Raw genomic sequence first — 26,850 nt, forward strand, 5'->3', positions numbered from 1 at the left:
CCGCGCCCCTTAGGGGGTGGGTGGCTCGCGCGCGTTAGCGAGTGCGGGTCTCCCGTGGCTGGTCGCGCAGTTCCCCGCGCCCCTTAGGTCGGTGGCCAGCTGCCTTCCTGAGGGACGCACGCCCTGCTTTAGGGGCGCGGGGAACTGCGCAGGCCTTTTAGGGGCGCGGGGAACTGCGCGAGCGGGCCGCCGTGGGGGTGGGGCACGGGATTTTTACGTTTGGGGTGGGGATCGGCACACGGCCTGCACACACCGCGCGGAGCGCCTCGTTAGCGTGGCTGGCCGTCGATCACCGTGCGAGGAAGACCGCCATGGACTACTGCTCCACCTGCCGACGGCACCTCAACGGCGCCCTGGTGTGCCCCGGCTGCGGCGCCTACGCGCCGGACATAGCCCCGCCGGCCACCATCACCCGCACCACCCCGGCGCCCCCGCCCGAGCCGGCCCCGGCCCCGACGCCCCCCGCCGTCGCACCGTCCGCACCCCCCGGACGCGCCGCGCGGCGGCGGCAGTTGGCCAGGTGGAAGAAGAACAAGCGGCGCGCGGCGGTCGCGACGGCCGTGGCGCTGGTCGGCGGCGGACTGGCGTTCACCGCGGCGAACCGCCACGCACCCGACCGCGCCCAGGCGGCCGAGGCGCCCGACAACCGCCCCATGGGCGGGGTGGAGGCGCAGGCGCCGGAGAACCCCGGCCCCGCCGCCGTACCGCCGGCCACGCGCCGCGCGCCCCGGCCCGAGGCCACGGAGCCGGTACCGCACGAGGCCACGTCGAGCGCACCGCGCACCGTGCAGAGGGCGGCTCCGCGGACGGTGGCCCCGGCTTCACGGCCGTCGGCGACGAGCGTTCCCCGGCCGGAGAGCACGGGACTGCCCTCGGCGGTGGTCACCGTCCCCGAGCGGCGCGCGAGCAGCACGCCCGCACAACAACAGCCGGCCGACCCCACCACCCCGCCCGAGGCACCCGAGGCACCCGAGGACGACAGCACCCCGGCCGCCGCCTCGCCCACGCAGCTCTGCGTACTGGTGCTCTGCCTGGGCTGACACCGACCGTCAGCGCGGTGCCGACGTCGGCGTAGGAGTCGGCATCGGAGCCATCGCCGTCGGCGTGGGGCTGACCATGCCCGAACCAGAACCCGAACCCGGCTGCTCCGACGGCGGCACCGACGGAGCCGGGGAAGGCCGGCCGGTCACCGGCGGCGCCGACCCGTCCGACGGGGTGGGCGAACCGGTCGCCGGCGGCGGGGCCAGCGGCGGAGCCGGGCGCGCCGGGGCGTCCGAGCCCGTGAAGTACAGGGGCAGCGCGCCGAGCGCGAGGGCCGCGCAGGTCAGGGCCGCCCCCGCCGAGGTTCGTAGCAGCCGTCGGCGCGACGCCGAGCGGCGGACCTTCTCGAAGTGCCCCGGGGGCGGGGCGAGATGACCGGCGGGCGGGCCGAGGAGCACGGTGAGGGGGTCGTCCGGGCCGCCGAGGTCGTCCTCGCCGTCAAAGCGTGTGGTCAAGGCTTCTCCTCAGGTGGACGCGGAGCAGTTCGCGGGCCGCGTGCAGATCGGCCTTGACGGTCCCTTCCTTGCGCCCGGTCAGCACGGACACCTCCCGGATCGGCATGTCAGCGTAGTAGTGCAGCAGGATCGGGGTGCGCAGCCGGTCCGGCAGCGACTGGACCAGCAGCCGCACGGACGGATCGGACTGCTCCACCGGCCCCGCCACCGCCGCCTCGTGGGTGACCCGGCGGACGGCCCTGCGCTCGCGCTCCAGTTTGCGCCAGTGGTCCCGGACGAGGTTGGCCGCGGTGACGTAGAGGAAACCGCGCGGCTCGTCGACCTTCGTCCAGCGCGCCCACAGCCGGGTGAACGCCTCCGAGGCGATCTCGTGCGCCGTCCCGTCGTCGTCGACGAGACGGCGGCACCAGCCGGCGAGACGCGGGTACAGGGCGGCGAACAGCTCCGACGCCGCCTCGTCGCGGGACCGTTTCAACGCTCTCCAGGGTCGTGAGGGCACAGGGGAAGGATGCCGGTGGGATCAGGGGGTGCCGGACGCCAGGGTCGCGAACGCGATGACGTTGTCCCGGTACTCGCCCCCGCTGCGCGGACCGCCGCAGGTGATCAGCCGCAGCTCCGGGCGGGCCGTGTCGCCGTAGACGTCCTGTACGGGGAACTCGGCCTTGCGGACCGTGCGGACCGCGTCGACCGCGAAGACCTCCGTGCGGCCGTCCGCGAGCGTGACCTCGATCCGGTCGCCGGGCCGCAGCCGGTCGAGGCGGCGGAAGACGCCGTCGCCGTAGGGGCCGACGGTGACATGGCCGAGCAGGACCGACGGGCCCTTCTGCCCGGGCGTCGGGGAGTGCCGGTACCAGCCCGCGCGGTCGTGCTCGGTCACCGGCGGCACCTGCACACCGCCGTCCGCGGCCAGCCCGAGGCTCATGACCGGGGTGTCGACCCCGGCGGCGGGGACGCGCAGCCGCACCGGCTCCGAGCGCGCGGAGGGCCGTACGGCGGCAGCGCCCCCGGACCCGCCCTCGGCCCCGGACCCGGACCCCGCCCCGGAGGCCTTCGTGGCTCCCGCGCCGCCCGGTTCCGTGCCGCCGCCCCCGCAGCCCGCGAGCAGCGCGGTCACGGCCGCGGCGGTCAACGCGCCCCGGACGAGCGGGTTCACGCGCCGGACGAGCCGGTTCACGCCCCGGTCGCCCGCCGGCGCCGTACGACGAGGACGGCCGCGCCGCCCGCGAGGAGCACCGCCGCGCCCGCGCCCGCGGCCGTGGCGCCGCCGTTCGACCCGGCCGTGGAGACGTCACCGGTGTCGGGTGCGCCGCTCGGCACGACGGACACCTGGCCGCCGCCCGGCGCCTCGGTCGGCACCGGGGAGGGCGCGGCGGAGGGCACGGCGCTCTCGCTGGGCGAGGGCATCGCGGTGGGCTGGGCGCTCGGCATGCCGCTGCCGCCCCCGCCGTTGGCGCTCTCGCTCGGCGGCAGGGTGGGCACGGGGGACGGGGAGCTGTCCGCGAAGGCGGCGCCGCCTCCCGCCAGTACGGCGGCACAGGCCACGGCCAGGGCACCCAGCACGGTTCGTCGCATCGCTTCGCTCTCTTTCGTCGTGGTCGGTGACGACCTCGGTGACGGATCGAGCGGAGAGACGACGCGGGCCCCTGCCGGGTTGTAAAGAGACGGCAAAGGCCCGCGAGGAGTGGGCGGACCGGATCAGCGGGCCGCCGGAGCGCCCCACCACGGCGCCGAGGTGTCCCGCAGGGTGTTGGTGCCGCAGTGCACCTCACCCATGCCGAGGTGGTACGTGTACCAGTCGTCGATGTACGAGACCTTGATGCCGGCCTTGCGGTAGGCGGCGGTCACGGCCGTGGTGAAGATGTCCTTGCCGCCGATGACCGGCCCCCACTGGCGCGGGGCGAGGTAGCGGTCGCGCGCGAGCAGGATGCCGTTGACGGCGCCCGGGACGTAGGCGCTGGTGGCGACGACCGGCGCGGCGGCCGCCCCGTCGCGGGCGAGCAGGCCCTGCTGGCCGTGGTCGCGCACCCCGTCCCCGACGGTGCCGCCGACGCGACGCAGCAGGGGCATCCGGGTACCGGCCGAATCGCCCACGATGCCCCGGGTGTACAGGGCGGGCACCCGGACGATCTCGTCGTCGGTGACGCCGGTCTCCCGCTTGAGGATGTCGAGGTTCGCCCGGATGCGCTCGGCGGCCATGGTGTTGTCGGACACCAGGTGCCGGGAGGCGAGGGCCTGCGCGACGGTCTCCTGGGGCGGCAGCATCCCGTTGCCGGCCTTCACCGAGAACATCCGGGTGCCGCCGTGGCCCTCGCGCTTGGCCTTGCGCAGCAGGTCGAGTCCGGCCTGCGGGTCGGCGATCCCGATCCGCCAGCCGCGCGGGGTGTCGGCGGGCAGGAACTGCACGAACTCGTCGACGTGCCCGACGTGCAGCCAGGAGGTGTCCAGCAGCAGCGGGTTCTGCAGGCCCTGGGAGCGCAGCAGCGTGCGGATCTCCCGCGAGGGCCGCGCGTTGCCGCTCTCGCGCCGGCCCATGATGATCCGGCCGGCCGGGTAGGAGCGGCCGCCCTGGGTGTACGGCGGGATGGTCTCCAGGTTGCCGAAGGAGTTCAGCGTCTCCCAGCCGCGCATGTCCCGCCCGCGCGCCTGCACCACACCGGTGCCGGGGCCGCGCAGCCTGCTGTACAGCTCCCGCCCGGCGGGCCGGTCCTGCGCCGAGCGCAGCATCACCCGTATCGTCTGCGGGCGCCCGCCGGGCCCGGTCATGCCGACGTACGCCGGCTCGACGAAGTCCTGTGCCCAGACGTCGCCGTACTGGCGGAACTTGACGACCGGCGCGGTCACCCCGGCCGCCTCGACCTGGCGCACCAGGCCCTTGACGAACTGCTGCTGGCTGCGTGCGTAGGAGTCGTTGCCGGGGACCTCGGTGACCAGGACCCGCTGGGTGTTCTGGAGGTTGTGGTGGGTGAGCAGCGGGGCCGCGCGCAGGGTCACCTCGTCGGTGGCGGTGCCGTCCGCGGAGGTGACCGTCAGCCGGATCACCGCGCGTCCGTCCCAGACGCCGCTGTCGCGGATCACGTCCTTGCCCTCGACGCCGAACTCCGCGCCAGCGCGCAGCTCCTGGGCGGTCAGCCGGGTCGCCGTGGTGACCGGTGTCCAGGCGCCGGCGCGCTTGAGGAACACCCTGACGTGCCCGTTGCCGGTGGTCACGCGGACGCTGCCGGTGGCGTCGTCGGACAGGCCGGTGGCGGCCACGGACCGTACCCGGGCCAGGTCGGCGGCGTCCGCAGTGCCGTTGACCTTGCCGTCGGCGGCGTCGTTGCAGCGGGCGAGTGCCGAGTCGGGAGTGCCTGCGGCCGGGGGCCGGCAACGCCGCGAGTCGTCGTCGATGTTGGGCAGGAACAGCGCTCCGCGCCCGACGGACCAGGTGTCCTCGCCCTGTTCGTCCGTGACGCCGGTGAGGTCGACCGTCCCGTCGCGGTCCACGTCCGCCCGCAGGTCGATCCGGGGCGGCTCCGCCGCCTGGGCCGGGGCCTGCGGCGCGAGCACCGCCGTCGCCGCGGTGAGGGCGAGAACCACCCGTCCGGCTTGTCTTGTACGCACCTTGTCGCGTCCTTTCTTCCACGGTTGCCACCGGGGAAGAGGGCGAGGGGACGCGGTGCGTTGTGTACGGATCCGGCCAATCGGCACACGGGTTGTAGCTCACGGCCGGGTTACGGTGCGCTCAACCTCTGGTGTATGACGAGTAAGAGAGCAACCATGGAGCCATGACTCCGGCCCAGCGCGCCCGGGAGTGCCTCACGGTCTGGCCCGACCTCTCTCCGGGTCCGGCCACCTGTGGTACGGGCCATGCGCTTCGCTCCTCGTACGGCGAGATCGTCCACTTCCACACCGGCCACGACGTCGACCTCCATCTCACCGACCGCACCATCGGACGCCTCGCCTCCAACTTCGGGGCCTCCACGGCGATCCGGCTGGTGCCGGGCTCACGCTGGGTGACCGTGCACCTCGACTGCGACGCGGACGTGGATCTGCTGCTGAGCCTCGTGAGCGTCGCCCTCAAGGCCCAGCAGACCGATGTGCCGCGGGCCGCGGCGAGCGGCTGCAATCTGCACCGGGTGACCGTGCTGCCCCGCCAGCCGGCCGCCGCCGCGGAGCCGCTCAGGCGGCGGGCAGGTCGCTGAGGAACGTCGCCGAGGGCACGAAGAACCGCGTGCCGGTGACCGCGCGGGAGAAGTCCAGCAGCGGGTCCGGCCCGGTCTCCGCCGTGCCCAGGTACATCCGCCTCAGCATCGTCTCCGTGATCTCCGGGTCGCGGGCGTAGGCGATGAAGTACGTGCCGAACTCGCCGTGCCCCGGGCGGCCGAAGGGCATCGCTCCGCGCAGGATGCGGCGCTCGTTGCCGTCCGCGTCGGTGAGGGTGTTCACCTTCACGTGGGAGCCGGGGGCGTTGATCTCCAGGTTGGTCAGCTTGGTGCGGCCGATGGCCTGTTCCTGCTCCTCGACGCTGAGCTTGTCCCAGGCGTCCACCTCGTGCAGGTACTTCTGCACGACGGCGTAGCTGCCGCCCTCGAAGCCCGGTTCCTCGACACCGATCAGGGCCGTTTCGGAGGCGACCGGGCCCACCGGGTTCTCGGTGCCGTCCACGAAGCCGAGGAGGTTGCGGGAGTCGAGGTAGGAGAACGCCTGTACCTCGTCCTCGACGGTCACCAGGTCGGACAGTCCCTTGAGGATCTCCGTGGTGAGGGCGAAGCAGAGGTCCTGGCGCTCGGCGCGGATGTGGAAGAGCAGGTCGCCCGGGGTGGACACGGCACGGTGACGCGGGCCCGCGAGTTCGCGGAACGGGTGGAGGGCCGGGGGGCGGGGGGCGCCCGCGGTGATCCGGTCCCAGGCGAGCGAGCCGATGCCCGCGACGCAGGTGAGGCGGGCGGTGGGGTGACCGAAGCCGATGGCTCGCGTCAGGGACGCCAGTTCCGACAGCAGCGTGCGGGTCTGGGGCTCGCCGCCCTCTTTGACGGTGACTATGAGGAACGTCGCCGCGGAGGTGGGTGGGTCCAGGACTGGCTGCGCTTGCGACATACGGTCTCCCTCTGCTGTGCTCGCCGTCTTCGGCATTCCGCCCGGTGTGCCGCCTCGCGGCCTTTCCCCTGGCTACGACCCTAGAGGCGGGCGGGGGCTTTGCGGGAGTGGGGCACGGGGGCGCACCCGTGCCCCGTTCGCTCAGGCGCCCGCGGGGCGGTCCGCCTCCGCGCGCCTGCGCTGCGACCTGTCCGTGAGCGACGGCGGCTGCCACGCGCCGTCCGCGCGGTAGAGGTCGGTGCCCGGGGGCACGATCGCGTCGATCCGGTCCAAGGCCTCGTCGGTCAGGGTCAGTTCGGCCCCGGCGAGCAGCCCCTTGAGCTGGTCCATCGTGCGCGGGCCCAGGATCACCGAGGTGACGGCCGGGTGCACCAGCGGGAAGGCGACGGCGAGTTCGGGGAGGGTGCAGCCGAGGTCGTCTGCCACGGCGACCAGTTGCTCCACGGCCTCCAGCTTGGCCGCGTTCTCCGGCAGGGCGGGGTCGAACCGGCCGGGGGTGAGGGCCGCACGTCCGGAGGACAGGTCGACGGGACCGCCCTTGCGGTACCTGCCCGACAGGAAGCCGGAGGCCAGCGGCGCCCAGGTCAGGACGCCCATGCCGTAGCGGGAGCAGGTCGGCAGGACCGAGCGCTCCACTCCGCGGGCCAGCAGCGAGTAGGGCGGCTGCTCGGTGCGGAAGCGGGGCAGGGCGCGGCGCTCGGCGACATGGTGGGACTCCGCTATCTCCTCGGCCGGGAACGTGGAGCAGCCGAACGTGCGGATCTTGCCCTGGCGCTGCAGATCGCCGAGCACCGCGAGGGTCTCCTCGACGTCCGTCGTCGCGTCCGGGCGGTGCACCTGGTAGAGGTCGATCCAGTCGGTGCCGAGCCGGGTCAGGCTCTCCTCCACGGCGCGGGTGATCCACCGCCGGGAGTTGCCGCTCCTGTTGCGGCCCTCACCCATGGGGAAGTGCACCTTCGTGGCGAGGACGACGTCGTCCCGGCGTCCCTTGAGGGCCTTGCCCACGATGGTCTCCGACTCGCCCGCGGAGTACATGTCGGCCGTGTCGACGAAATTGATGCCCGCGTCCAGCGCGGCGTGGACGACGCGGACCGCGTCCTCGTGGTCGCCGTTGCCGACCGAGCCGAACATCATGGTGCCCAGGCAGTAGGTGCTGACTTCGATCCCCGTGCGCCCCAGTGGGCGATAACGCATGCTCATACGGGGCACGGTAGGCGCTGAAGCGCACTCCAGGTCCAGGGATTTCGGCGTCGGCCGGCCGCCGAGGCGGCCGGGCGGTGCGCCGTACGGCGGTCCCGGCATGCGGCGGGGTGCGCGGCGGACTTCACTGGAGGGGACTCTTCCGCACCCTTGGAGGCGACATGCCGGGTTCCCTGACCCGCCGGGCGGCCGGTGCCGCGCTGGTCCTGCTCGTCGGTACGGCCGTGACGGCCTGCTCGGACGACGACAGCCCCTCGTCGACCGTCAGCAAGGCGGCGTCCGCCGTGCAGTCGGCGGCCTCCGAGGTGGCGTCCGCGGCGTCCCAGATCCCGGAGTCGCTGGCGTCGGCGACCGCGGAGGCGGGGGAGAAGCTGGACGACATCACGGGCGGGGCGGATGTGAAGGGGGACGTGCGGCTGGACGCGCCGCGGACGGATGCCTCCGGCAAGGCGACGGTTGGGGTGAACGCGGACAACACGGCGGGCTCCACGAAGTCCTTCGCGGTGCAGGTGAACTTCACCGACTCCGGGGGCAATCTGCTCGACACGGTGGTGGTCACGGTGGCCGACGTGGCCTCCGGGGAGACGGGTGAGGCGACCGCCACGAGCAACCGTGACCTCTCGGGCCCCGTAAAAACCGAGGTAGCCCGAGCAGTCCGCTACTGACCCACCCCTCTTTCGCGCAGTTCCCCGCGCCCCTGAAAACTCTGCGCAGTTCCCCGCGCCCCTCTAAGCCCGGGCATTCCCCCGCACCCCAAAAGATTGCGCAGTTCCCCGCGCCCCCGGAACAGGCCGTCGTACCCCTGCGGACCGTGCGTGGCTGGTCGCGCAGTTCCCCGCGCCCCTGAGCGGACCGTCGCCTCCAGGGGCGCGAGGAACTGCGCGTCTCTTGGGGGGCGCGGGGAACTGCGCGTCTTTAGGGGCGCGAGGAACTGCGCAATCTTTGAGGGGCGCGAGGAACTGCGCATCTATTGGGGGCGCGGGGAACTGCGCGTCTTTAGGGGCGCGGGGAACTGCGCAATCTTTGAGGGGCGCGGGGAACTGCGCATCTCTTGGGGGCGCGGGGAACTGCGCGAACGGGTGGGGTCAGGGGTGGGCGAGGTGGTGGAGGAACAGGGCCTCCACATGCGCCATGTGCTCGATCTCGCGTGGATCGACGCTCTCGTTCGGCGCATGGATCAGACACCGCGGCTCCTCCACCCCCATCAGAATGATCTCCGCCCGCGGATACGCCGCCGCCAGCACGTTGCACAGCGGAATCGACCCACCCTGCCCGAGGAACGCCAGCGGCTTGCCGTACACCGACTCCATCGCCCTGCCCAGCGCCGCATACGCACGCCCGTCGGTCGCCGCACGGAACGGCGAGCCGGAACTCTCCGTCTCCACGGTCACCCGCGCCCCCCACGGCGCGGCCCCGGTCAGCTGCCTGGAAAGCGCCTCCCGCGCGACACCCACGTCCATGCCCGGCGGCACCCGCAGACTGACCCGGGCACGGGCGGTCGCGGGCACGGCGGCGGCCGAGCCGACCACCGGCGGGCAGTCGATGCCGAGCACGGTGACCGCCGGCCGCGCCCACAGCCGGTCGGCGACCGTGCCGGTGCCGGTCAGACGCACCCCGTCCAGCACCCCGGCGTCCGCGCGGAACTGCTCCTCGTCGTAACCGACGCCGTCCCACACACCCGCGCAGTCCAGCCCGTCGATACGGGTGGCCCCGGTCTCCGGGTCGCGCAGCGTGGCGAGGAGCTGGATCAGCGCGGCCAGCGCGTCGGGGGCGGGACCGCCGAACATGCCGGAGTGGATCTCGCCACGCAGCGTGTCGACGGTGACCACGACATTGGTCAGCCCGCGCAGCGAGACCGTGGCGGTGCCCGTGCCGACCTCGGCGTTGCCGGTGTCGCAGACCAGCAGGGCGTCGGCGGAGAACTGCTCGCTGTGCTGGGTGACGTACTCCTCCAGCCCGCCCGTGCCCTGCTCCTCCGAGCCCTCGGCGACGAACTTGATGCCCACCGGGATGTCGTCGCCGAGCGCCCTCAGTGCGGTGAGGTGCATGACGATGTTGCCCTTGCAGTCGGCGGCACCGCGCCCGTACCAGCGGCCGTCGCGCTCGGTGAGCGTGAAGGGCGGGGTGGTCCAGGCGGCCTCGTCGAGCGGGGGCTGGACGTCGTAGTGGCAGTAGAGCAGGACGGTCGGCGCACCGGGCGGGGGCGGGCGATGGCCCAGGACGGCGTGGCTGCCGTCGGGGGTCTCGGCGAGGTGGACGTCCCTGAGGCCCGCCTCGGCGAAGGCGTCCGCGACCCACTGCGCGGCCCGCCGGCACTCCTCCGGCGGGTACTGGCGCGGGTCGGCGACCGACGGGATGGAGACCAGCTCGGCGAGGTCCTCCTTGGCCCGCGGCATCAACTCCGCGATCTTCTGCGCGAGTTCGGTCATCGTCCGGTCACCGCCTCACCGTGTCGTCGGTCTTCAGGTCGTCGACGTCGTCCTGGACGTCGTCGAGCTTGTCGGGGCAGTACACCGACACCACCAGCAGCTCGGCCGCCACGACCTGGGTGTCGGCGATGACCGGGCGCATGCCGGGGCCGGTGGCGCCGTTGGCGAGGTTGCCGACCTTCCACAGCGCCGAGCGCAGCGCGCTGCCCGGGTCCTCGCAGGCCAGCCCGCCGTCGGTGCCGAGCGCGCGGGCGATGGTGTCGGTGTCGGGGCGCGGGAACCCGGCGTCCTCGAGCTTGCCGGCCAGCTGATTGGCCTTCTTCTGCGCCTCGTTGGTGGCCCGCAGGCTGCTGTACTGGATCAGCCCGATGACGACGAGCGCGACGAGCAGCACGATCGCGCCGATGTAGATCCACTTGTGCTCGGAGGCGAACCGGGTCGGGCTCATGCCTGCTCACCGCCCTCCGTGGTGGTGCGCCAGCTCGGTTTGCGGAACTTCAGGAACGCCCAGGGGATGAGGAATCCGAGGATCCCGAGGCCGCCGCCGACGATCACGACGTACGACAGCACGCTGCTGCCGCCGAACTGCGAGGGCGGTACGAAGCCGATGACGAGCGCGGCGAGGGAGGACAGCAGGCCCACCGCGCACACCAGCGTCAGGGCCGGGACGCGGTAGCCGCGCGGGTGGTCGGGCTGGGACTTCCGCAGCCGGACCGCTGCCGCGAACATCAGCAGGTAGACGATGAGATACACCTGCGTGGTGATGGTGGAGAAGATCCAGTAGACGCTGGAGACGTTCGGGATCAGCGCGTATCCGAGGGCGATGACCGAGGTGACGACGCCCTGGGTGACCAGGATGTTCTGCTGGATGCCGTACTTGTTGAGCTGCTGGAGGAAAGGCGGCAGATAGCCCTCCTGCCGCGAGATCTCCAGCAGGCCCTTGGACGGTCCGGCGAGCCAGGTGAGCATGCCGGCCAGCGAGGCGGAGATCAGCATGATCGCGGCGATCGGGGTCATCCAGCCGATGTGGAAGTACCCGAAGAAGGCCTCGAACGCCTGCATCACACCGGCCGTGAGGCTCAGCTGGTGGGCCGGGACGACCCAGCTGATGGCCAGCGCGGGCAGGATGAAGATCAGCAGCACCAGTCCCATCGCCAGGAACATCGACTTCGGGTACTCCTTCGCCGGATCCTTGAGGGAGGACACGTGCACGGCGTTCATCTCCATGCCGGAGTACGACAGGAAGTTGTTGACGATCAGCACGAGGCTGGCGAGGCCGGTCCACTGGGGCAACAGGTGACTCGCCGTCATCGGGGCGGCGGAGGGGTTGCCCTGGGCGAGGAAGACCATGCCGAGGACGACCAGGAGGGTGCCGGGGATCAGGGTGCCGATGACCAGGCCCCAGCTGGACAGGCCGGCCAGGGCCTTGGTGCCGCGTGAGGACACCCAGACGCCGGTCCAGTACAGGACCATGATGACGATCGCGGTGTAGACGCCGTTGGAGGCGAGCGCGGGGTCGATGACGTAGGCGATGGTGCTGGCCACGAACGCCAGCAGGCTGGGGTAGTAGAAGATCGTCATCGCGAACTGGCACCACACCGCGAGGAAGCCGAGCGGTTTGGAGAGGCCCTCGCTGACCCAGCGGTAGACGCCGCCGCTCCAGCCCGAGGCGAGTTCGGCGGAGACCAGGGCGGTGGGGAGCAGGAAGACGACGGCGGGGAGCAGGTAGAGGAAGACGCAGGCCAGGCCGTAGACGGCCATCGTCGGGGCGGCGCGGAGGCTGGCCACGGACGCGGTCGTCATCAGGGCCAGGGTGAGCCAGGTGAGGGTGGGTGGGGCACCTGCCCTTGCTGTGGCCTGGCCGGTCTTCGCGGTTCCCGCGGGGACGTCCATCGACGCCATCGAGCCCTCCCTCTGCTGGGTCTGACGCTCCCCTCAGCGTCATCTCCCCCCGCACCCCCCACCCCCCGGACGACCCATCCGAGTGACCCAGCTCCGCGCAGTTCCCCGCGCCCCTGAATGCCCCACAGCCATGTGGTGGCTCACGTCGAGTTCCCCCGCGGCCCGCACGTGGCCGTTCGCGCAGTTCCCCGCGCCCCTCAAAAACGCCGCGCAGTTCCCCGCACCCCCGAAAAGATCGCGCAGTTCCCCGCGCCCCTCAAAAGCGTTGCGCAGTTCCCCGCGCCCCTAAAAACAGCGCCGTCCCCCCGCATCTCCGCCGGACGACCGCGGCCCGCCTTCAGGGGCGCGGGGAACTGCGCGAGCAACCACCGACAGTCCCGCACCCGACAACGGACGCAAGCCACCCACCCCCTAGGGGCGCGGGGAACTGCGCGAACGGCCACCGACAGCCCGCGGAAGACAACGCGCGAAAGCCACCCCGCTCCTAAAGGGGCGCGGGGAACTGCGCGAACGGCCACGGACGACCCGCGGAAGACGACACGCACGAGCCACGCCGCTCCCCTCGGCTCCACAGGGCGGCGTCGGGGGCGCCGGGGGAAGGGAAAGGCCGCACCGCGGGTTCACCCGTTCGGCGGCGTTTGGGCGCGCGGCCGACGAGAAAGGCCCGTCCAATGGAGAGAGCACCGTCTCGCGGGGCGACGACCGCGGACGGCCCGACGAGGGGACGACACCATGACCGACGCACCCCCGCCCTTCACCGAGCGGGACTACGCCGAACGGATGGCGCGCGCCGCGCACGACGCGGCCGAGGCGGGCCTGGCGGGACTGCTGGTGACGCCGGGGCCGGACATGGTCTGGCTGTGCGGGTACCAGCCGACCGCGATCACCGAGCGTCTCACCCTCCTCGTCCTCACCCCCGAAGCCGAACCCCGCCTGCTGGTGCCCGCGCTGGAACGCCCCGACGCCGAGGCCGCGTCCGGCACGAGCGCGCTGCGCATGACGGACTGGCGCGACGGCCAGGACCCCTACGCGGCCGCGGCCGGCCTGCTGCGCCCCAGCGCCCGCTACGGCGTCTCCGACTCGGCCTGGGCGCTGCATCTGCTCGGCCTCCAGGAGGCCCTGCCGATGACGTCGTACCGCGCCCTGACCATGGCCCTGCCGATGCTGCGCGCGGTGAAGGACGAGCACGAGGTGGCACGGCTGGCGGCGGCGGGCGCGGCGGCCGACGCCACGTACCGGGAGCTGCTGTCGCTGCGCTTCGCCGGGCGCCGGGAGACCGACGTGGCCGCCGACCTGGCGCGGCTGCTGCGCGAGCACGGCCACGAGCAGGTCGACTTCACGGTGGTCGGCTCCGGGCCGAACGGCGCCAACCCGCACCACGAGGCCGGAGACCGGGTCATCGAGGACGGCGACATGGTCGTCCTGGACTTCGGCGGCCTGCTGGACGGCTACGGCTCGGACACCACCCGCACGGTCCACGTGGGCGAGCCCACCGGCGAGGAGCGCCGCGTCCACGGCATCGTCGAGGAGGCCCAGCAGGCGGCGTTCGAGGCGGTACGGCCGGGCGTGGCCTGCCAGTTGATCGACCGGGTGGCCCGCGCGGTGATCGAGAAGGCGGGCTACGGCGAGTACTTCATCCACCGCACCGGCCACGGCATCGGCGTCACCACGCACGAGCCGCCGTACATGGTCGAGGGGGAGGAGCAGCCTCTCGTCCCCGGCATGTGCTTCTCCATCGAGCCCGGCATCTATCTGCCCGGCCGGTTCGGCGTCCGTATCGAGGACATCGTGACGTGCACCGAGGACGGGGGCCGCCGTCTGAACGACACCGACCACGCGATGGCGCTGGTGAACTGAGTCCCGTTCGGCCGCCGGGGCCTCATCTGCCCTCCGCCCGCGCCAGTTCCCTGCTGACCGCCGCCTCCCCGCGGCCCAGCAGGGCCTTCTCCAGGCTCCGGTCGTCCTTGCGGGAGAACCGCTCGGCACCGGCCACCTCCTCCTCCGTCAGGACGCGCCCGCACCACTCGCCGCGGCCCGCGACCCCGTCGTCGAACGGCACGGCGGCGCCCTCGCCGAGGACGGTCCAGCCGCCCTCGTCCCAGCGCAGGGCGAGGAGGTAGGCGTGGCCGGTCTCCAGGCGCGGGGCGTCACCGCTGTTCGCCTCGATCCGCTCGCCGGTGGCCCTCGGAACCCGCCAGCCCGGGGCGACCATGTCGAAGTCGCGGCCGATCGCGCGGCGGGGGCGTTCGGTGCTCCACAGGACACCGTCGGTGCGGAAGGAGACCAGGCGGTCGACGGTGTACGCCACCGGGCCCTCGGCGTAGTCCTGGCGTCCGGTGTCCCGTTCGCCGGCCGGTGAGGCCACCACCACATGGTCGGCGTACGTCACCCAGTCCCCGGCCGTCTGCGAGGGCCAGGGCTCGCTGCCGTAGCCGCAGCCGACCACGGTGGTCAGGCCGGGGCGGCCGAGGACGACGGCGGCGGCGACCGTCGCGAACGCCAGCGCGGCCACGGCCGGTCGCGCCACGTCACGGTGAGTGAATGGTGTCGAGCGCACGGCTGTCGGGTCCCCCGTATCCCTGGCGGTCCGGAGGAGCTCCTGGCTCCCGCGGCCGGTCCTGCCGGGGGTTCCCCTGTCGACGTCCCCCCGCGGCGACGTCGTCACCGAGGACCAAGACGATCAAAACGGCCCAGTGGTGGCAGCCGGCCCCGAACCGGCCCGTTGCCCAGCCCTCGCTCAGCCTTCCACCGTCGACAGGTACAGCTCGACGTAGCGCTGCACGTCCACGTCCAACGCCACGTCGATCAGGGCCTGTTCGCGGCCACCGCCGTGGATCTCGGCCTCGCCGGGGCGGGGGCGGCGGTCGACGACGGTCTGGCCGCGGGTGGGGCCGGGGGCGAGGGAGACCTCGACGGGCAGCAGGCGGGTGGTGAGGCCGGCCGGGTCGGCGACCGCGCACACCGCGCCCGCGTCGCCGATGCCGCCCGCCGGGTCGTCGCCGTCCTCGTCGGGGGTGGCGGGGCGGTGGGACAGCAGCTCGCCCGCCAGCCGTGCGCCCGGCTCCTCGCTCGCCCGCAGCCGTCGTACGTCCGGGCCGGGGACCAGGACGCGCTGGAAGACGTCCAGCCCGTACATGGTGATCGGCACGCCGGCGGTGAGCAGCATCGCGGCCGCCTCCGGGTCGTGCCAGACGTTGAACTCGGCGACCGGGGTGGCGTTGCCGCAGGCCACGGCGCCGCCCATGAAGACGATGCGCTCGATGTTGCGGGTGACCTCCGGGTGGGTGCGCAGCAGCAGCGCGATGTTGGTCAGCGGAGCGGTGGGGACGAGGGTGACCGGGCTCGGGGACGCGAGGATCTCGCGGCGCAGCAGGGTGACGGCGTCCAGGTCGACGGCGGTCCTGGCCGGTGCGGGCAGGCCCAGGTCGCCCATGCCGTCCTCCCCGTGCACGTGGCGTGCCGAGCGGGGTGGCTCCAGCAGTGGCCTCGCGGCCCCTCTGGCGACGGGGATGTCGGGGGCGCCGGCCTGCTCCAGCACGACGAGGGTGTTGTGGACGACGCGGTCCACGTCGGTGTTGCCGGCGACGCAGGTGACTGCCCGCAGGTCGATTCCGGGGTGGCGTACGGCGAACAGCAGCGCGAGTGCGTCGTCCACGCCGGTGTCGCAGTCGATGATCACCGGAACCCTCAGCCCACCCACAATCCCTCTCCTCCCACCATCACACCCCCCATTCCCCCACACCCCACCCTCCCCCGCACCCCAAAAGGCCTTGCGCAGTTCCCCGCGCCCCTCCCTTTTGGGGGCGCGGGGAACTGCGCGAACGGCCACGACGGGGCCGCACCCGACAACGCACCTCCCAAGGGGCGCGGGGAACTGCGCAAAGCTTTTAGGGGCGCGGGGAACTGCGCGAACGGGTACGGGCCAGCCGCACTGGGCCACGTGGGCGGCCACCCGCCGTCGGCGGCGTACCCCAGCCGGAGGCGAAGCCGCTCACCCGGACGGGTCGCCGCGCTGGTGGCCCGGCCAAGGCGGTGGTGCCGTTGATCCAAAGACGCCGCAAGTCCCCCCGGAGGCACCCCCGATGACCCGCCGACTGATCCCGCACACCCTCCTGGCCTCCCTGCTGGGCACAGCCCTGGCCGCAACGGCCTGCACCACCCCCACCCCCGACACCCCCCCGAAAAAACCCGCGGCGCCCACCTCCGCCCAAGCCACGAACCCACCCGCCGCCAAACCCCCCGCCCTGACGACGGCCCAGGCCCAGGCCGCCCTGATCACCGAGGCGGACCTGGGCGAACCCTGGGCACCGACACAGGGCGCGGCGACCTGGCGGGACGCGTTCCTGAAGGCGACGGCCACGCAGCCGGACTGCGGACGCCTGCTGGACGCGCTGTACACGGACGAACTGCTCGGCGCCCCGGCCCGCGCGGCGGTCGGCCTGGACGACGGCTGGGACGAGGCCCAGCTGCGCCACCAGGTCACCGCGAGACCCCCCGCCGAACTGGACCGGGCACTGACCTGGCTGGGCGCCCTGCCGCAGAAGTGCGGCCGTTTCACGGCGACCTCCTCGCGCGCCACCCAGCTGTCGGTGACGGTCGACGAGATCGCGCTGCCGGAGGTGGGGGACGCGCGTCAGGGCCTGCTGGTGACGGTCAGCGAGGAGAGCGACGGCGAATGGGTCACCCTGACCGTGCTCGCGGCGGCGGTCAGGGTGGGCGAGGACGCGTTCACGGTCACCACCGGCGGCCTGGGCGAGGTACCGCCCGAGGCGCTGGAGGCGGCGCTGCACCTCGGCGCGCAACGGCTGGCGGAGGTCCGCCGCCAGGGCCGCGTCCAGGTCTGACGCGTCACAGCGGAGGCTGGGCGGGCGCGGGCCCCAGGGTCGTGGTGCCCGGGGCCGTGCGATGGCCGAGGCCGGTGCGGTAGGCGTCGAGGGCGGCCTCGACCCGGCCGGTGCGCCGCAGCAGGTCCCCGAGCAGCCGGCACAGATCGGCGAGATCCCCGGCCGCCCCGGCCCGTTCCAGCAGGCTCAGCGCGCGGACGTAGTGCTCCTCGGCGGCCTCGGTGTCCCGGGCGTCCTCGGCGATGATGCCGAGCAGCCGGTGCGCGGCGGCGGCGTGCACGGCACCCCGCTCCGAGGACAGGTCGCCGAGCACCGTGCGCAGCAGCTCCCCGGCCTCCTCGGAGCGCCCGCGCCGGTGCAGCACGTCGGCCAGCTCCACGGCGACCTGGCTGCTGTAGAGGGCGGACCGCTGCGAGGCGAGCATCTCCTGCGCGGCCCGCAGCTCGGCCTCGGCCTTCTCCAGCTCGCCGTTCTGGGCGCAGACGTAGCCGCGCATCCAGTGACAGTTGGCCAGCTCGGTGCGAATCTTCAGCTGCCGGTACATCTCGGCGGCCTTGGCCAGTGAGGCGTCCGCCTCGGCGACCCGGCCCTCGGCCAGCAGCGTCCGGGCGACCGACCGGTGCATCCGGGCCACCAGCGCGGGATCGCCCGCCCGCGGGGCCAGCGCGAGCGCGAACTCGGCGGCCTGCGCGGCACGGGCGTGCGCGCCCATGTCCATGTACGGGGCGATGACCCCGGTGTAGAGCAGCAGCAGGGCGTCCGGATCGTGCAGTCCGCCCCGGTTCAGCTCGTCGAGGGTGGACTCCAGGAGGTAGACGGCGTAGCGGAGTTCACCGGCGAGGTAGTGGGCGACCGCGCGGCCTCTGAGCGCCGGTACCCGCGCGGGCAGCGGCCGCCCGCCCAGCACCTGCTCGGCGCGTTCGAAGTGCTCGCGGGCGGCGACGATGTCCCCGGTGTCCAGGCCGCACTCGCCGAGTCCGAGCAGGGCGGTGGCCTGCTCCTCCACCAGGGCGTGCGACCCGGCCTCGGCCAGCAGCGCGGTGTAGAGCGCGGCTGCCTCGTCGGCCTCGCCCTCGGCCAGGGTGCGCTGGGCCTCGGTGAGCCGCAGCCGCAGATCGGTGGCGAGCCGGGCGGGGCGCCCCGTGGCGAGCTCCTCGAAGCCGACGCCGAGGCGCTCGGCGAGATGACGCAGGGCGTCGTCGGAGGGCCGCACGCGCCCGGCCTCCAGGGTGGAGATGTACGCGGGCGTGTACGCGGGTTCGGCCAACTGCTTCTGGGTCAGCCCGCGTTCACGGCGCAGTTGCTGCACACGGCGACCGATGGTCTCGGGATCGTCCCGCTCAGGCATGTGGCTCATCATGCCAGCAAGTGCGCTTATCACCACTCCCCTTGACGATCAAGCGGCCCCAACTCTCCTTCCACCCTTGTGCGTTGTCCCCGTCGCCCCCTAACTTAATCAGCCACTTAAGCACAGTTAATCGACTGCTTTCGAGGGGTTGCGGTGACCGGAGACGCAAGGAAACGCTGGCTGACCTCGCTCGGCGCGGGACTGGCGGCGACGGCGGCCCTGCTGGCGGCCGGCTCGGCCCCGGCCGCCCAGGCCGCGCCCAGCGGCGAGACCCGCCCACAGGTCCGCCCGCAGGTCCGGGCGGAGACCCACGAGGTGGAGTACTTCGCGGGCCCGAACGCCCGGCCCCGCCACATCGAGGTACGGGACAGCGCCCATCGCACGGCCGCCCCCGCCACCACCGCACCGGTGACACCGCTCCAGCGGACCGGCCCCACAAGCGCCCGCCTGGACCTCGTCGTCATCGGCGACGGCTACACCGCCTCCGAGCAGGGCGACTTCACCGAGGACGCCCGGCGCTCACTGGACACGATCCTCGCGATCGAGCCGTACCGCAGCTACCGCGGACTGTTCAACATCTGGCTGGTCGAGGCCGCCTCCCCGGTCTCCGGCGTCTCGGGCGACCCCACCGCCGACGTCACCCGCGACACCGCCCTCGGCTCGTACTTCTTCTGCGAGGAGATCGAGCGCCTGCTCTGCGTGGACACCGACGCGGTGACCGGCCTGGCGAACCGCGCCCCGGCCGCCGACATCGTCTTCGTGATCGCCAACTCCACGAAGTACGGCGGCGCGGGCTACACCTTCACCACGCCCCCGGACGGCGCGACCTACCGGGGCATCGCCACGATGTCCTCAGACAACGAGCGCTCCTACCTCATCGGCGCGCACGAACTGGGCCACTCCATAGGCAATCTGGCCGACGAGTACCAGTACGCGGGCTACGGCGCCTACCCCGAACCCGAGGCCCCCGACATCAACCTCTCCACCCACCGCGACCTCGGCACGACCAAATGGTACCGCTGGGTGGGCGAGCAGGACCCGACCGGCTCGGCCGTCGGCACGTACGAGGGCGGCGGGTACTACGAGACCGGCGTCTTCCGCCCGACCGACACCTCGATCATGCGGACGCTGACCTCGACGGAGTTCAACCTCGTCGGCCGCGAGGCGATGATCGCCGGCTTCTACGCCCACGCCGACACGCTGACGTCCCGCACCCCGACCTCGGCCCCCATATCCCGGGGCACCCGCCTCACCGTCGGCCTCGCCCCGCTCACCGGCCTGGCCGCACCCCGCCTCACCTGGTACGTAGACGGCAAGCGCGTCGACCGCGCGACGAACGACCTCTCGGTCACTCCGGCCGAACTGGGCGTCCGGGGCCGCGGCCCGCACACCATCAGGGCCACGGTCACCGACAGGTCGGCGTCCCTGCGCGACCCGTCGGCACTCGCGTCCGCGGCCAACTCCCTGACCTGGCTGCTTCGCTGACGCCGGAGTCCCGGTGGAGTCCGGCCGGAATTTCCCTCTTCCGGTCGGGCTCCGGAACCCCCTAGGTTGGGGAGCGCATTAAGGGGGCTTAACCCGTCGCTGTATTGCGAGGTTGCCGTGCTCTACCGCTCCACCGAACGCTACGGACGCCCACCGGCGCGGCTCGCGCGCGCGTTCGCCGCCGCGATCGTCGCCGCGGTCGCGCTGATCACGGCCGCGAGTGCCGTCCCGGCGCGGGCGGCCTCAGTCGACCACGGAGTCCACGAAGGCGTGCCAGGCCTCGCGGGAGAGTGACAGGGTGCCGTGAGCGGGGTTCTTGGAGTCGCGCACGGCGACGGCATCGGGCTTTTCGGCGACTTCCAGGCATTCACCGCCGTTGCTTCCGCTGTACGAAGACTTACGCCACTGGGCGCGCGTCAGTTTCTGGCTGCTTCCCATAGCGTTCCTCCATCACGCGTGTGATCAAAGCCCGAGACTCCCTCGGAGAGAGTGCCTCGGCCTGGAGGCGAGCGTAACCGACCGAACGCGCCTTGATGACTTCCGGGTTGGCCGTCATGTGGCCCTCGTCGTAGCGATCGGTGTAATGCAGATCCGGGTGGTTGTCGAAGCGCAGGAGGGTGAAGGAGCCCATCATTCCGGTGTGCTCCCCGACGGAGAAGGGCAGCACCTGCAACTCCAGCCACGGGTTGCCGAAGAGGTTCAACAGGTGAGCGAGTTGCCCCCGCATTACCTCAGCGCCACCAATCTCTCTGTACAGCACAGCTTCATCCAGTACCGTCCACAGCACCGGCGGCTGCTGGCGCCGCAATGCGCGCTGGCGTTCCAGCCGTGCGGCGACCATCTCGTCGAGCCGCTCGCCTTGCTCCACACCCAGGACCGCTCGCGCATACTCCTCCGTCTGAAGGAGTCCGTAGACCAGTTGACACTGGTACGTAGAGATATAGGTTGCTTTCGCCTCCAACTCGGCAAACGGCTGAAACCAACTCGGCAACTGACTCCGCAGAACCAGCCCCACCAGCCGCGAGAAGAACCCGTCGGTCATCAACGCCGCGTCCACCCGTTCGGCGAACTCCCTTTGCGGAACTTTCGCGGCCGTCTCGATCTGGCCGATCAAAGACCCCGTACAGAAGAGAACGCCGCCCAGCTCCTTCAGCGTAAGTCCCGCTTCCTCCCGCTTTCTGCGGAGCTCATAGCCGAAGTAGTCCAACGGCGAGGCGTTCGGGTCGAGTTCGCGCACGTGAACCATGTAGCCCAGCGTAACGAGACAACTCCCCTGAGTTCACGGGAATCCCAGAAATTCTGTTGCCCGACGCTCCCCCGAGGGATTCGATGTCAGCGTCATCATTTACTCTTCGCTCAATCGCCACACGCGGCACACAGAGCGCGCACAACGGCCGCTCGACAACCGCCGCGAGGCCCACCTTTCTTTTGTTCCGGGGGGAACCAGCGTGCGCATCCGCACTCTCCCGGCCGCCACCGCCCTGGCGGTCCTCTTCAGTTCCGCTGTCCTCACCTCGACGCCCGCCATCGCCGACACGGACCGGCCGGTCGCCGTGAAGGACGCCGACGACAGCGTCGTGGACGGCGTCCACCAGCACATCTTCTTCAGCGACCGGTACGAGAACCGGATCGTCGTCACCAACTACTCCGGCACGGTCCTCAAGACGTTCACCGGTCTGCCCGGCGTCCGCGACATGGTGCTGACGCCGGACGCCAAGACGCTGTACGCGGCCGTGCAGGGCGCCGACAAGATCGTCGCCATCGACACCGCGTCACTCGCCCTCACCGCCGAGTACCCGACGGGCACCGGCACCGTCCCGTCCACCGTCGCGTACACCGAGGGCACGATCTGGTTCGGCTACGGCGACGGGTGGGACTCCGGTCTCGGCGCGGTCGACCTGATCCCGAAGACGCCTCCGACGCCGGAGCCGACGGTGACCCCGACGCCGACGGACACTCCGACAGAGCCGACCGAGCCGCCGACGCCCACCGACACCCCGACGGACCCGCCGTCACCGACGGACACCCCGACCGAGCCGACGGACCCGCCGTCACCGACGGACACCCCGACGGAGCCCACCGAGACCCCGGCTCCGACGGACACCGAGACGCCGACCGAGACCCCGGACCCGACGGACCCCACGGACCCCCCGTCCGAGCCGCAGGCCCTGGCCGCGCAGGCCGAGGGCGACGACGTGGCGCCCACCGTCCGTCTCGGCCTCGACGGCGGCTACAACTGGTCCACCCCGCCCATGCTCTACGCCGACCCGGACAACGCGGGCACGCTCGTCGCGCTCGACGGCGGCATCAGCTCCGCGCCGATCGTCGTCTACGACGTCGCCACGGGCACCCCGGCGATCCTTCGCTCCGCCACTCCGGGCGGCTTCCACCGCGACGCCGCGCTCACCCCGGACGGCCAGTCCATCGTGGTCGCCGGCCCCGGCTCCCGCGCGGTGACCGAGTACAAGCTGTCCGACCTGTCCGTGGTGCGCACCTACCCCACCAAGGACCAGCCGCTGATGGTCGACGTCGCGCCCGACGGCACGGTCGCCGCGACCGTCCGCGACGTGGACGACCTCGGTGACACGTACGTCTTCAGCGGTGGCCCGGCGGGGCCCGCCAGCGTGCGCAACCTGACCCACCAGTGGATGCCCGAGTGGGGCCACCAGCTGAACTGGTCCACCGACGGCACCAAGCTGTTCGTGCTCACCGGGAACAGCGACAGCACCCGCTTCCGCCGTATCGACGAGCCGCGCAAGTACCCGACGACGGCGACGGTCAACGTCCCGACGACGGCCCCACGTGCCAAGCCCCTCACGGTCAGCGGCACGCTGGTCTCCGCGTCCAGGCTGCCCGCGGGCACGCCGCTCACGGTCGTGCGCACGGACATGGAGTCCCCGAACGGCAAGTCCCTGGGCACCAAGCTCCTCGGCACCGGCGGCAAGTTCTCCTTCACGGACACCCCGCTCTCCGGCGCCCGGGTCAGCTACAAGGTGACGTACGCCGGCGACACCACCCACCTCGCCGCCTCCGCCACGGACAGCGTCGAGGTCTCCCGGGCCACCCCGTCGCTGACGCTGAACAACAACGGCAGGGTGTACTCGTACGGCGCGGACGTGCGCTTCACCGCGCACCTCGGCACCACGTACAAGAACCGCAAGGTCGAGATCTGGGCCGACCCGTTCGGCGCCGACAAGCCCAACCGTCTGGTCAGGTCCGGCACGGTCAACTCCAGCGGCAACCTCTCGGTCGTCCTGGACATGACCCGCGACGCGCGGATCACCGCTCGGTTCGCGGGCGACTCCCGCTACAAGCCGCGCTCGGTGAGCAGCACGGTCGGCGCCAAGGTGCGGGTCTCGCTGGGCCTCACGGGCTACTACAAGAAGCAGGCCGTGTGGGGGCAGACCTACCACTACTACAAGAAGAACAGGAACCCGCTGTTCACCACGGTCATGTCCCGGTACCCCGGCCGTCAGCAGAAGCTGGCGTTCGAGATCTACTACCAGGGCAAGTGGTACGACGCGAACAGCTACTACTTCGAGCTGAGCTCCACCGGTGTCTCCAAGGTCGAGCTGCTCGGCCCGCACGAGACCGGCTGGCGCCTGCGGGCCCGCTCGTCGTACATCAACGGCTCCTCGGGTGACTCGGTCAACTCCACCACCCACGGCGCCTGGAAGTACTTCTACTTCACGAACTGAACCGCGGCGGGCGGCGGCACCACCGGCTCCAGCCGACTGAGCCTCCCGCGCACGTCCTCCAGGGCGCCCTGTCTGCGGCCGGGCACCCTGGAGCGCAACTCCGCGAGCGCGGGTCCGAGTTCACGGGCCCGCGCTCCGTCGTCGATACGGCCCCACTGGTGGTGGGCGCGGTCGGCCGCCGCCTCTACGGCCGGCGCGTCCGGCGCCTGCCCGGCCGCGAGCCGCGCGGCGGCGACCGCCAGCCAGGTGCGGCAGCTGCGCACCGGGTCCCCGGCCAGCATCGCCAGATCGGCCCGCACCTCCGTCCAGTGCAGCGCCTCCGCCGACCCGGGCCCGTGCGCCCGTACGGCCGTCTGCTCCCACCCGGATGCCAGCGCGTCGGCCTCCGCGTGCCGCCCGGCCCGTACGGCGTCGGTGAGCGCCAGGTGCGGATCACCGGGGGCGGCGGGCGCGGGCGCGGTCAGCACCGTCCCGACGGTCTCGCCCTCGGCGGCCACCCGGGCGAGCGCCTCCTCGTGCAGCCGCTCCAGCGGCGGCCGAAGACCACTGCGCAGCACGGTCGCCACGGCCCTCATGTACGAGGGCCGTGCCACGGTCCGTCTGCCCGGCGGCGGGGCGAGCCGCCCGTACACCGCCGTGCCGCGGCCGCAGTCCAGCGGGTGCTCCCCGAGCCGCTCCCAGGTCTCGGCGTCCGCGTGCAGATCGAGGACCAGGGTCGTGGTCCCGGGCGTCCGCAGCCGCAGCTCCTCCCGGAACCAGTGCCAGGGCAGGGCCGTGTAGCGCACGGTCGCAGGGGTGGTGCGGGCGAGGGCCAGATGGGGCAGGTGCTGACGGCGGTCGAGCTGGAGCTGGCCGCTGACGAACACGGTGAGCGGGCCCGGGGCGGCCGCGGCGGCGCGCAGCCGGGTCAGCACGGCCTGCGGGTCCAGCGGGTCGGCGAGTTCGACGACGTTCGCGGTGTCCGTGCCCGCGAGCACGGCGGGCGCGACGGCCGCGAGGACCGGCAGCACCGAGGCCGCGTCCACGAGTCTGCCCCGGCCCACCGGTGAGGCCGCGAGCAGCAGCACGGTTCCGGGCATGGTCGCCTCCCTGTAGATCACGTACCGGTTCCACACCGTAACGGGTCGCGACACAGGGCGTTCGCGGCGAGGCTCCTACCTCAGCCGCCGTACCGCGAACACCGTGGTGTCGTCGGCCAGTCTGCCGCCGCAGTGACGCAGCGTCCCGTCCCGGACGAGGACCACCAGGCGGCGGGGCTCCACGGCCCGGAGGTCGGCGGCCACGGCCCCCTCGACCTCCTCGCCGAGCGGGTAGAAGACGCCGTGCCGGTCGCGGGCCTCGGTGACGCCGTCGGTGGTCATCAGCAGAGTCTCACCGGGGCCGAGGGGCACGCGGTTGACGGGCGGCGGGCCGGCCCTGAGGCCGAGCTCGGCCAGGCCGAGGGGGAGGGTGTCGCCGGGCGGCAGGGCGCGTACGCCCTGGGGGCCGACGATCAGCGGGGGGTCGTGGCCGAAGACGATCACGTCGACCGTGTCCGGGGCGTCGTCGGGGAAGCCGAGCAGGACCGCGGTCGCGAAGCGGTCGCCCTCCGGGTCGCCGAGGGCCGCGAGGCGGGCGCGGTGGCGGATCATCCGGATCTCCAGGCGGTCGGCGACCGTGCACAGGTCCGCCTCGTGGTAGCCGGCCTCGCGGAACGTGCCGAGCAGCGCGGCCGCCACGTCCACCGCGGCCAGGCCCTTGCCCTGGACGTCCCCGAGGAACACACGGGTGCCGTGCGGGCCGGGCTGGATGTCGTAGAAGTCGCCGCCGACGCGGGCGTCGGTGTCGGCGGCGAGGTGGACGAAGGCGTGGTCGAGGCCGCCGAAGCCGGGCGGCAGCGGGCGCAGCACCGTGCGGCGGGTGGCGTCGGCGATGTCCCGCATGTGCACCATGCGGCGCTCGCCGCGGACCCGGACCGCGCAGGCGGCCATGGCGAGGATGCCGCCGAGCGCGGCGAGCACGAAGTCGGCCATGCCGGCCTGGTACTGGCCGGGCAGCGCGGTGTCGGCGAGCAGGTAGACGGCCGGGGCGAGCACGGCGTAGACGACGGTGCCCCACAGTCCGCAGATCGCGGCGGCGATGCCGGGCACCAGCACCAGCCAGGAGATGATCCGGAAGTCGCGGGGGGTCCGGTAGTCGACGGCGACGATGGCGACGAGCAGGATCAGCGGGGGGATCCAGGCGACGCTGCGGTCGCCGATGCGCAGGAGCTCGTGGCGGTGCACGGCGTCTCTTCGCCCGGGCCGGGGATACCGGTCGAGCAGGCGCCGCCCGCCGTCACCGCTCACCGCCCCAGCGAAACACGCCCCCGCACCCCCCGCATCCCGCGACCGCGGGCGACGGTGACTTTCCCACTTACTTCTGTGCATCACTTCTGTGCATGGGCATGTGCGGGTGATCGTGGGCTGGTCGCGCAGTTCCCCGCGCCCCTTAAAGGTGCGCGAGCGCCCTCGGAGGCGCGAGAAGCTGCACCTTTCCAGAAGCGCGGAGAACGACGGGGTTTCCGCTTGGGGGCGCGGGCAACGGCGCAAGCCTTTGAGGGGCGCGGGGAACTGCGCAAGCTTTTAGGGGCGCGGGGAACTGCGCAAGCTTCTAGGGGCGCGGGGAACTGCGCAGGCCTTTGAGGGGCGCGGGGAACTGCGCAGGCCTTTGAGGGGTGCGGGGAACTGCGCGGACGGGCACGACGGGGCCGCACCCGACGACGCACCTTCCCGGGGACGCAGGCGACAGGCGCATCGAGTTGCCTTCGGGGCTTCGTAGGTGTGCTCTGGTAGGCGAGGAGAGAGGAGTGCTCTCATGGCTCACGCGGCACCCACACCCACGGGCTACAACGCGGCCGGACTCCCCGACGTGTTCAGCGTCCGCACACACAAGATCATGCACTGGGCCCTGCCCATAGGCCTAGGCCTCGTGTACGGCTACTGGGTCGCGGCCATCAACCGCGACGGCGGCCCGGTAACCGGCTGGAACGTCCTGCTCGGCTTCGCCAGCACCGCCGCGTTCGCCCTGGCCTGGATCGCCGTACGGGCGGTGGCCCCCCTGATGATGCGCGAGCTGCACGCGGTGCTCTGGGCGGCGTTCTCGGGCTGCGCCTTCGGCTTCCTGTACTCACAGACCGGCGAGTCCATCGTGCGCTCGGTCATGATGTCGCTGTGGGTGACGGCGAGCGTGTTCGCGGTGGTGTTCTACCGCTACTACACGCACGAGGACGCCGAGGGCCATCGCGTCTCCTGACCCCGTCCACCCCGTCCGGCTCCGGAGAGAGCCGTGGACCCCGGCGGATTCGCCGGGGTCCACGTTTCCCTCATCCCTCCACTCACCAGGTGACCGGGA

The 26,850-nt window shown here is 72.6% G+C and carries 25 protein-coding genes; 8 read left to right on the plus strand and 17 right to left on the minus strand.

Going from position 1 to position 26,850, the window contains the following annotated elements:
- Nucleotides 1-311: 311 nt before the first annotated feature.
- Nucleotides 312-1,040, plus strand: coding sequence for an SCO2400 family protein (locus ACZ6SQ_RS18875; protein ID WP_469563144.1), 729 nt, complete (start codon nt 312-314; stop codon nt 1,038-1,040).
- A gap of 9 nt (nt 1,041-1,049) precedes the next feature.
- On the opposite strand, the gene ACZ6SQ_RS18880 is transcribed toward ACZ6SQ_RS18875, so the two are convergent.
- The 5 genes from ACZ6SQ_RS18880 to ACZ6SQ_RS18900 all read right to left on the minus strand — a co-directional run bounded on the left by ACZ6SQ_RS18880 (nt 1,050) and on the right by ACZ6SQ_RS18900 (nt 5,096).
- Nucleotides 1,050-1,496, minus strand: a complete 447-nt coding sequence (locus tag ACZ6SQ_RS18880; RefSeq protein WP_469563147.1) for a hypothetical protein — start codon at nt 1,494-1,496, stop codon at nt 1,050-1,052.
- Nucleotides 1,480-1,971, minus strand: a complete 492-nt coding sequence (locus ACZ6SQ_RS18885; RefSeq protein ID WP_386386751.1) for an RNA polymerase sigma factor — start codon at nt 1,969-1,971, stop codon at nt 1,480-1,482. Before ACZ6SQ_RS18885 ends, ACZ6SQ_RS18880 begins: the two co-directional genes overlap by 17 nt.
- Before the next feature lie 45 nt (nt 1,972-2,016).
- Nucleotides 2,017-2,649 (minus strand): class F sortase, encoded by a 633-nt coding sequence (locus ACZ6SQ_RS18890; protein ID WP_469563150.1) that lies wholly within the window; start codon nt 2,647-2,649, stop codon nt 2,017-2,019.
- A 17-nt stretch (nt 2,650-2,666) separates the two neighbouring features.
- On the minus strand, nt 2,667-3,068 hold the full coding sequence (locus ACZ6SQ_RS18895) for a sortase-dependent protein (protein WP_469563151.1): 402 nt from the start codon (nt 3,066-3,068) through the stop codon (nt 2,667-2,669).
- Between the two features lie 123 nt (nt 3,069-3,191).
- Nucleotides 3,192-5,096, minus strand: coding sequence for a protein-arginine deiminase domain-containing protein (locus ACZ6SQ_RS18900; protein ID WP_469563154.1), 1,905 nt, complete (start codon nt 5,094-5,096; stop codon nt 3,192-3,194).
- A gap of 164 nt (nt 5,097-5,260) precedes the next feature.
- Here ACZ6SQ_RS18900 and ACZ6SQ_RS18905 point away from each other — a divergent pair, with 164 nt between their 5' ends.
- Complete coding sequence (locus tag ACZ6SQ_RS18905; protein ID WP_469563156.1) at nt 5,261-5,677, plus strand: luciferase domain-containing protein; 417 nt, start codon at nt 5,261-5,263, stop codon at nt 5,675-5,677.
- Here the strand turns inward: ACZ6SQ_RS18905 and ACZ6SQ_RS18910 are convergent.
- Both ACZ6SQ_RS18910 and ACZ6SQ_RS18915 read right to left on the minus strand, forming a co-directional pair.
- A complete protein-coding gene (locus ACZ6SQ_RS18910; RefSeq protein ID WP_469563160.1) occupies nt 5,655-6,572 on the minus strand; it encodes a Dyp-type peroxidase in 918 nt (305 codons plus the stop codon). The genes ACZ6SQ_RS18905 and ACZ6SQ_RS18910 overlap by 23 nt on opposite strands.
- Nucleotides 6,573-6,713: 141 nt before the next feature.
- A complete protein-coding gene (locus tag ACZ6SQ_RS18915) occupies nt 6,714-7,766 on the minus strand; it encodes an aldo/keto reductase (protein ID WP_469563583.1) in 1,053 nt (350 codons plus the stop codon).
- A 167-nt stretch (nt 7,767-7,933) separates the two neighbouring features.
- On the opposite strand from ACZ6SQ_RS18915, the gene ACZ6SQ_RS18920 reads away from it, so the two are divergent.
- Nucleotides 7,934-8,437 carry a hypothetical protein gene (locus ACZ6SQ_RS18920; RefSeq protein ID WP_469563163.1) on the plus strand — a complete coding sequence of 168 codons (504 nt, stop codon included), beginning with the start codon at nt 7,934-7,936 and terminating at the stop codon, nt 8,435-8,437.
- A gap of 420 nt (nt 8,438-8,857) precedes the next feature.
- Here the strand turns inward: ACZ6SQ_RS18920 and ACZ6SQ_RS18925 are convergent, their stop codons facing one another.
- From ACZ6SQ_RS18925 to ACZ6SQ_RS18935, 3 genes are read right to left on the minus strand one after another with little or no spacing between them, the layout of a single operon-like run.
- On the minus strand, nt 8,858-10,201 hold the full coding sequence (locus tag ACZ6SQ_RS18925) for a M20/M25/M40 family metallo-hydrolase (RefSeq protein ID WP_469563165.1): 1,344 nt from the start codon (nt 10,199-10,201) through the stop codon (nt 8,858-8,860).
- A gap of 7 nt (nt 10,202-10,208) precedes the next feature.
- Nucleotides 10,209-10,649, minus strand: coding sequence for a hypothetical protein (locus ACZ6SQ_RS18930; RefSeq protein WP_469563168.1), 441 nt, complete (start codon nt 10,647-10,649; stop codon nt 10,209-10,211).
- Nucleotides 10,646-12,103, minus strand: a complete 1,458-nt coding sequence (locus ACZ6SQ_RS18935) for an APC family permease (protein WP_469563171.1) — start codon at nt 12,101-12,103, stop codon at nt 10,646-10,648. The genes ACZ6SQ_RS18930 and ACZ6SQ_RS18935 overlap by 4 nt, the downstream gene beginning before the upstream one ends.
- A 732-nt stretch (nt 12,104-12,835) precedes the next feature.
- Here ACZ6SQ_RS18935 and ACZ6SQ_RS18940 point away from each other — a divergent pair.
- Entirely contained in the window at nt 12,836-13,960 is a 1,125-nt protein-coding gene (locus ACZ6SQ_RS18940; RefSeq protein WP_469563174.1) for a M24 family metallopeptidase, read from the plus strand.
- Between the two features lie 22 nt (nt 13,961-13,982).
- On the opposite strand, the gene ACZ6SQ_RS18945 is transcribed toward ACZ6SQ_RS18940, so the two are convergent.
- Nucleotides 13,983-14,630: a hypothetical protein gene (locus ACZ6SQ_RS18945; protein WP_469563176.1), complete on the minus strand. Its 648-nt coding sequence runs from the start codon at nt 14,628-14,630 to the stop codon at nt 13,983-13,985.
- A gap of 210 nt (nt 14,631-14,840) precedes the next feature.
- A complete protein-coding gene (locus tag ACZ6SQ_RS18950) occupies nt 14,841-15,803 on the minus strand; it encodes a nucleoside hydrolase (RefSeq protein WP_469563179.1) in 963 nt (320 codons plus the stop codon).
- Between the two features lie 382 nt (nt 15,804-16,185).
- Between ACZ6SQ_RS18950 and ACZ6SQ_RS18955 the strand changes: the two genes are divergently transcribed.
- Nucleotides 16,186-16,947: a hypothetical protein gene (locus ACZ6SQ_RS18955; protein ID WP_469563182.1), complete on the plus strand. Its 762-nt coding sequence runs from the start codon at nt 16,186-16,188 to the stop codon at nt 16,945-16,947.
- A gap of 4 nt (nt 16,948-16,951) precedes the next feature.
- On the opposite strand, the gene ACZ6SQ_RS18960 is transcribed toward ACZ6SQ_RS18955, so the two are convergent.
- Entirely contained in the window at nt 16,952-18,295 is a 1,344-nt protein-coding gene (locus tag ACZ6SQ_RS18960; protein ID WP_469563184.1) for a helix-turn-helix domain-containing protein, read from the minus strand.
- 153 nt (nt 18,296-18,448) lie between these two features.
- On the opposite strand from ACZ6SQ_RS18960, the gene ACZ6SQ_RS18965 reads away from it, so the two are divergent.
- Nucleotides 18,449-19,780 carry a M64 family metallopeptidase gene (locus ACZ6SQ_RS18965; RefSeq protein ID WP_469563186.1) on the plus strand — a complete coding sequence of 444 codons (1,332 nt, stop codon included), beginning with the start codon at nt 18,449-18,451 and terminating at the stop codon, nt 19,778-19,780.
- A 243-nt stretch (nt 19,781-20,023) separates the two neighbouring features.
- Here the strand turns inward: ACZ6SQ_RS18965 and ACZ6SQ_RS18970 are convergent, their stop codons facing one another.
- The gene (locus tag ACZ6SQ_RS18970) at nt 20,024-20,218 is read right to left on the minus strand and encodes a DUF397 domain-containing protein (RefSeq protein ID WP_469563188.1); all 195 of its coding nucleotides are present in this window, start codon (nt 20,216-20,218) and stop codon (nt 20,024-20,026) included.
- Complete coding sequence (locus tag ACZ6SQ_RS18975) at nt 20,178-21,026, minus strand: helix-turn-helix domain-containing protein (protein WP_469563192.1); 849 nt, start codon at nt 21,024-21,026, stop codon at nt 20,178-20,180. The genes ACZ6SQ_RS18970 and ACZ6SQ_RS18975 overlap by 41 nt, the downstream gene beginning before the upstream one ends.
- Nucleotides 21,027-21,228: 202 nt before the next feature.
- Between ACZ6SQ_RS18975 and ACZ6SQ_RS18980 the strand changes: the two genes are divergently transcribed.
- Entirely contained in the window at nt 21,229-23,478 is a 2,250-nt protein-coding gene (locus ACZ6SQ_RS18980) for a YncE family protein (RefSeq protein ID WP_469563195.1), read from the plus strand.
- On the opposite strand, the gene ACZ6SQ_RS18985 is transcribed toward ACZ6SQ_RS18980, so the two are convergent.
- Nucleotides 23,463-24,557: a hypothetical protein gene (locus ACZ6SQ_RS18985; RefSeq protein ID WP_469563198.1), complete on the minus strand. Its 1,095-nt coding sequence runs from the start codon at nt 24,555-24,557 to the stop codon at nt 23,463-23,465. The genes ACZ6SQ_RS18980 and ACZ6SQ_RS18985 overlap by 16 nt on opposite strands.
- A gap of 75 nt (nt 24,558-24,632) precedes the next feature.
- The gene (locus tag ACZ6SQ_RS18990; protein WP_469563200.1) at nt 24,633-25,742 is read right to left on the minus strand and encodes a PP2C family protein-serine/threonine phosphatase; all 1,110 of its coding nucleotides are present in this window, start codon (nt 25,740-25,742) and stop codon (nt 24,633-24,635) included.
- A gap of 571 nt (nt 25,743-26,313) precedes the next feature.
- Between ACZ6SQ_RS18990 and ACZ6SQ_RS18995 the strand changes: the two genes are divergently transcribed.
- The gene (locus ACZ6SQ_RS18995) at nt 26,314-26,751 is read left to right on the plus strand and encodes a hypothetical protein (protein WP_469563202.1); all 438 of its coding nucleotides are present in this window, start codon (nt 26,314-26,316) and stop codon (nt 26,749-26,751) included.
- Nucleotides 26,752-26,850: the final 99 nt, after the last annotated feature.

The organism is Streptomyces sp. NPDC048600, assembly GCF_055587025.1.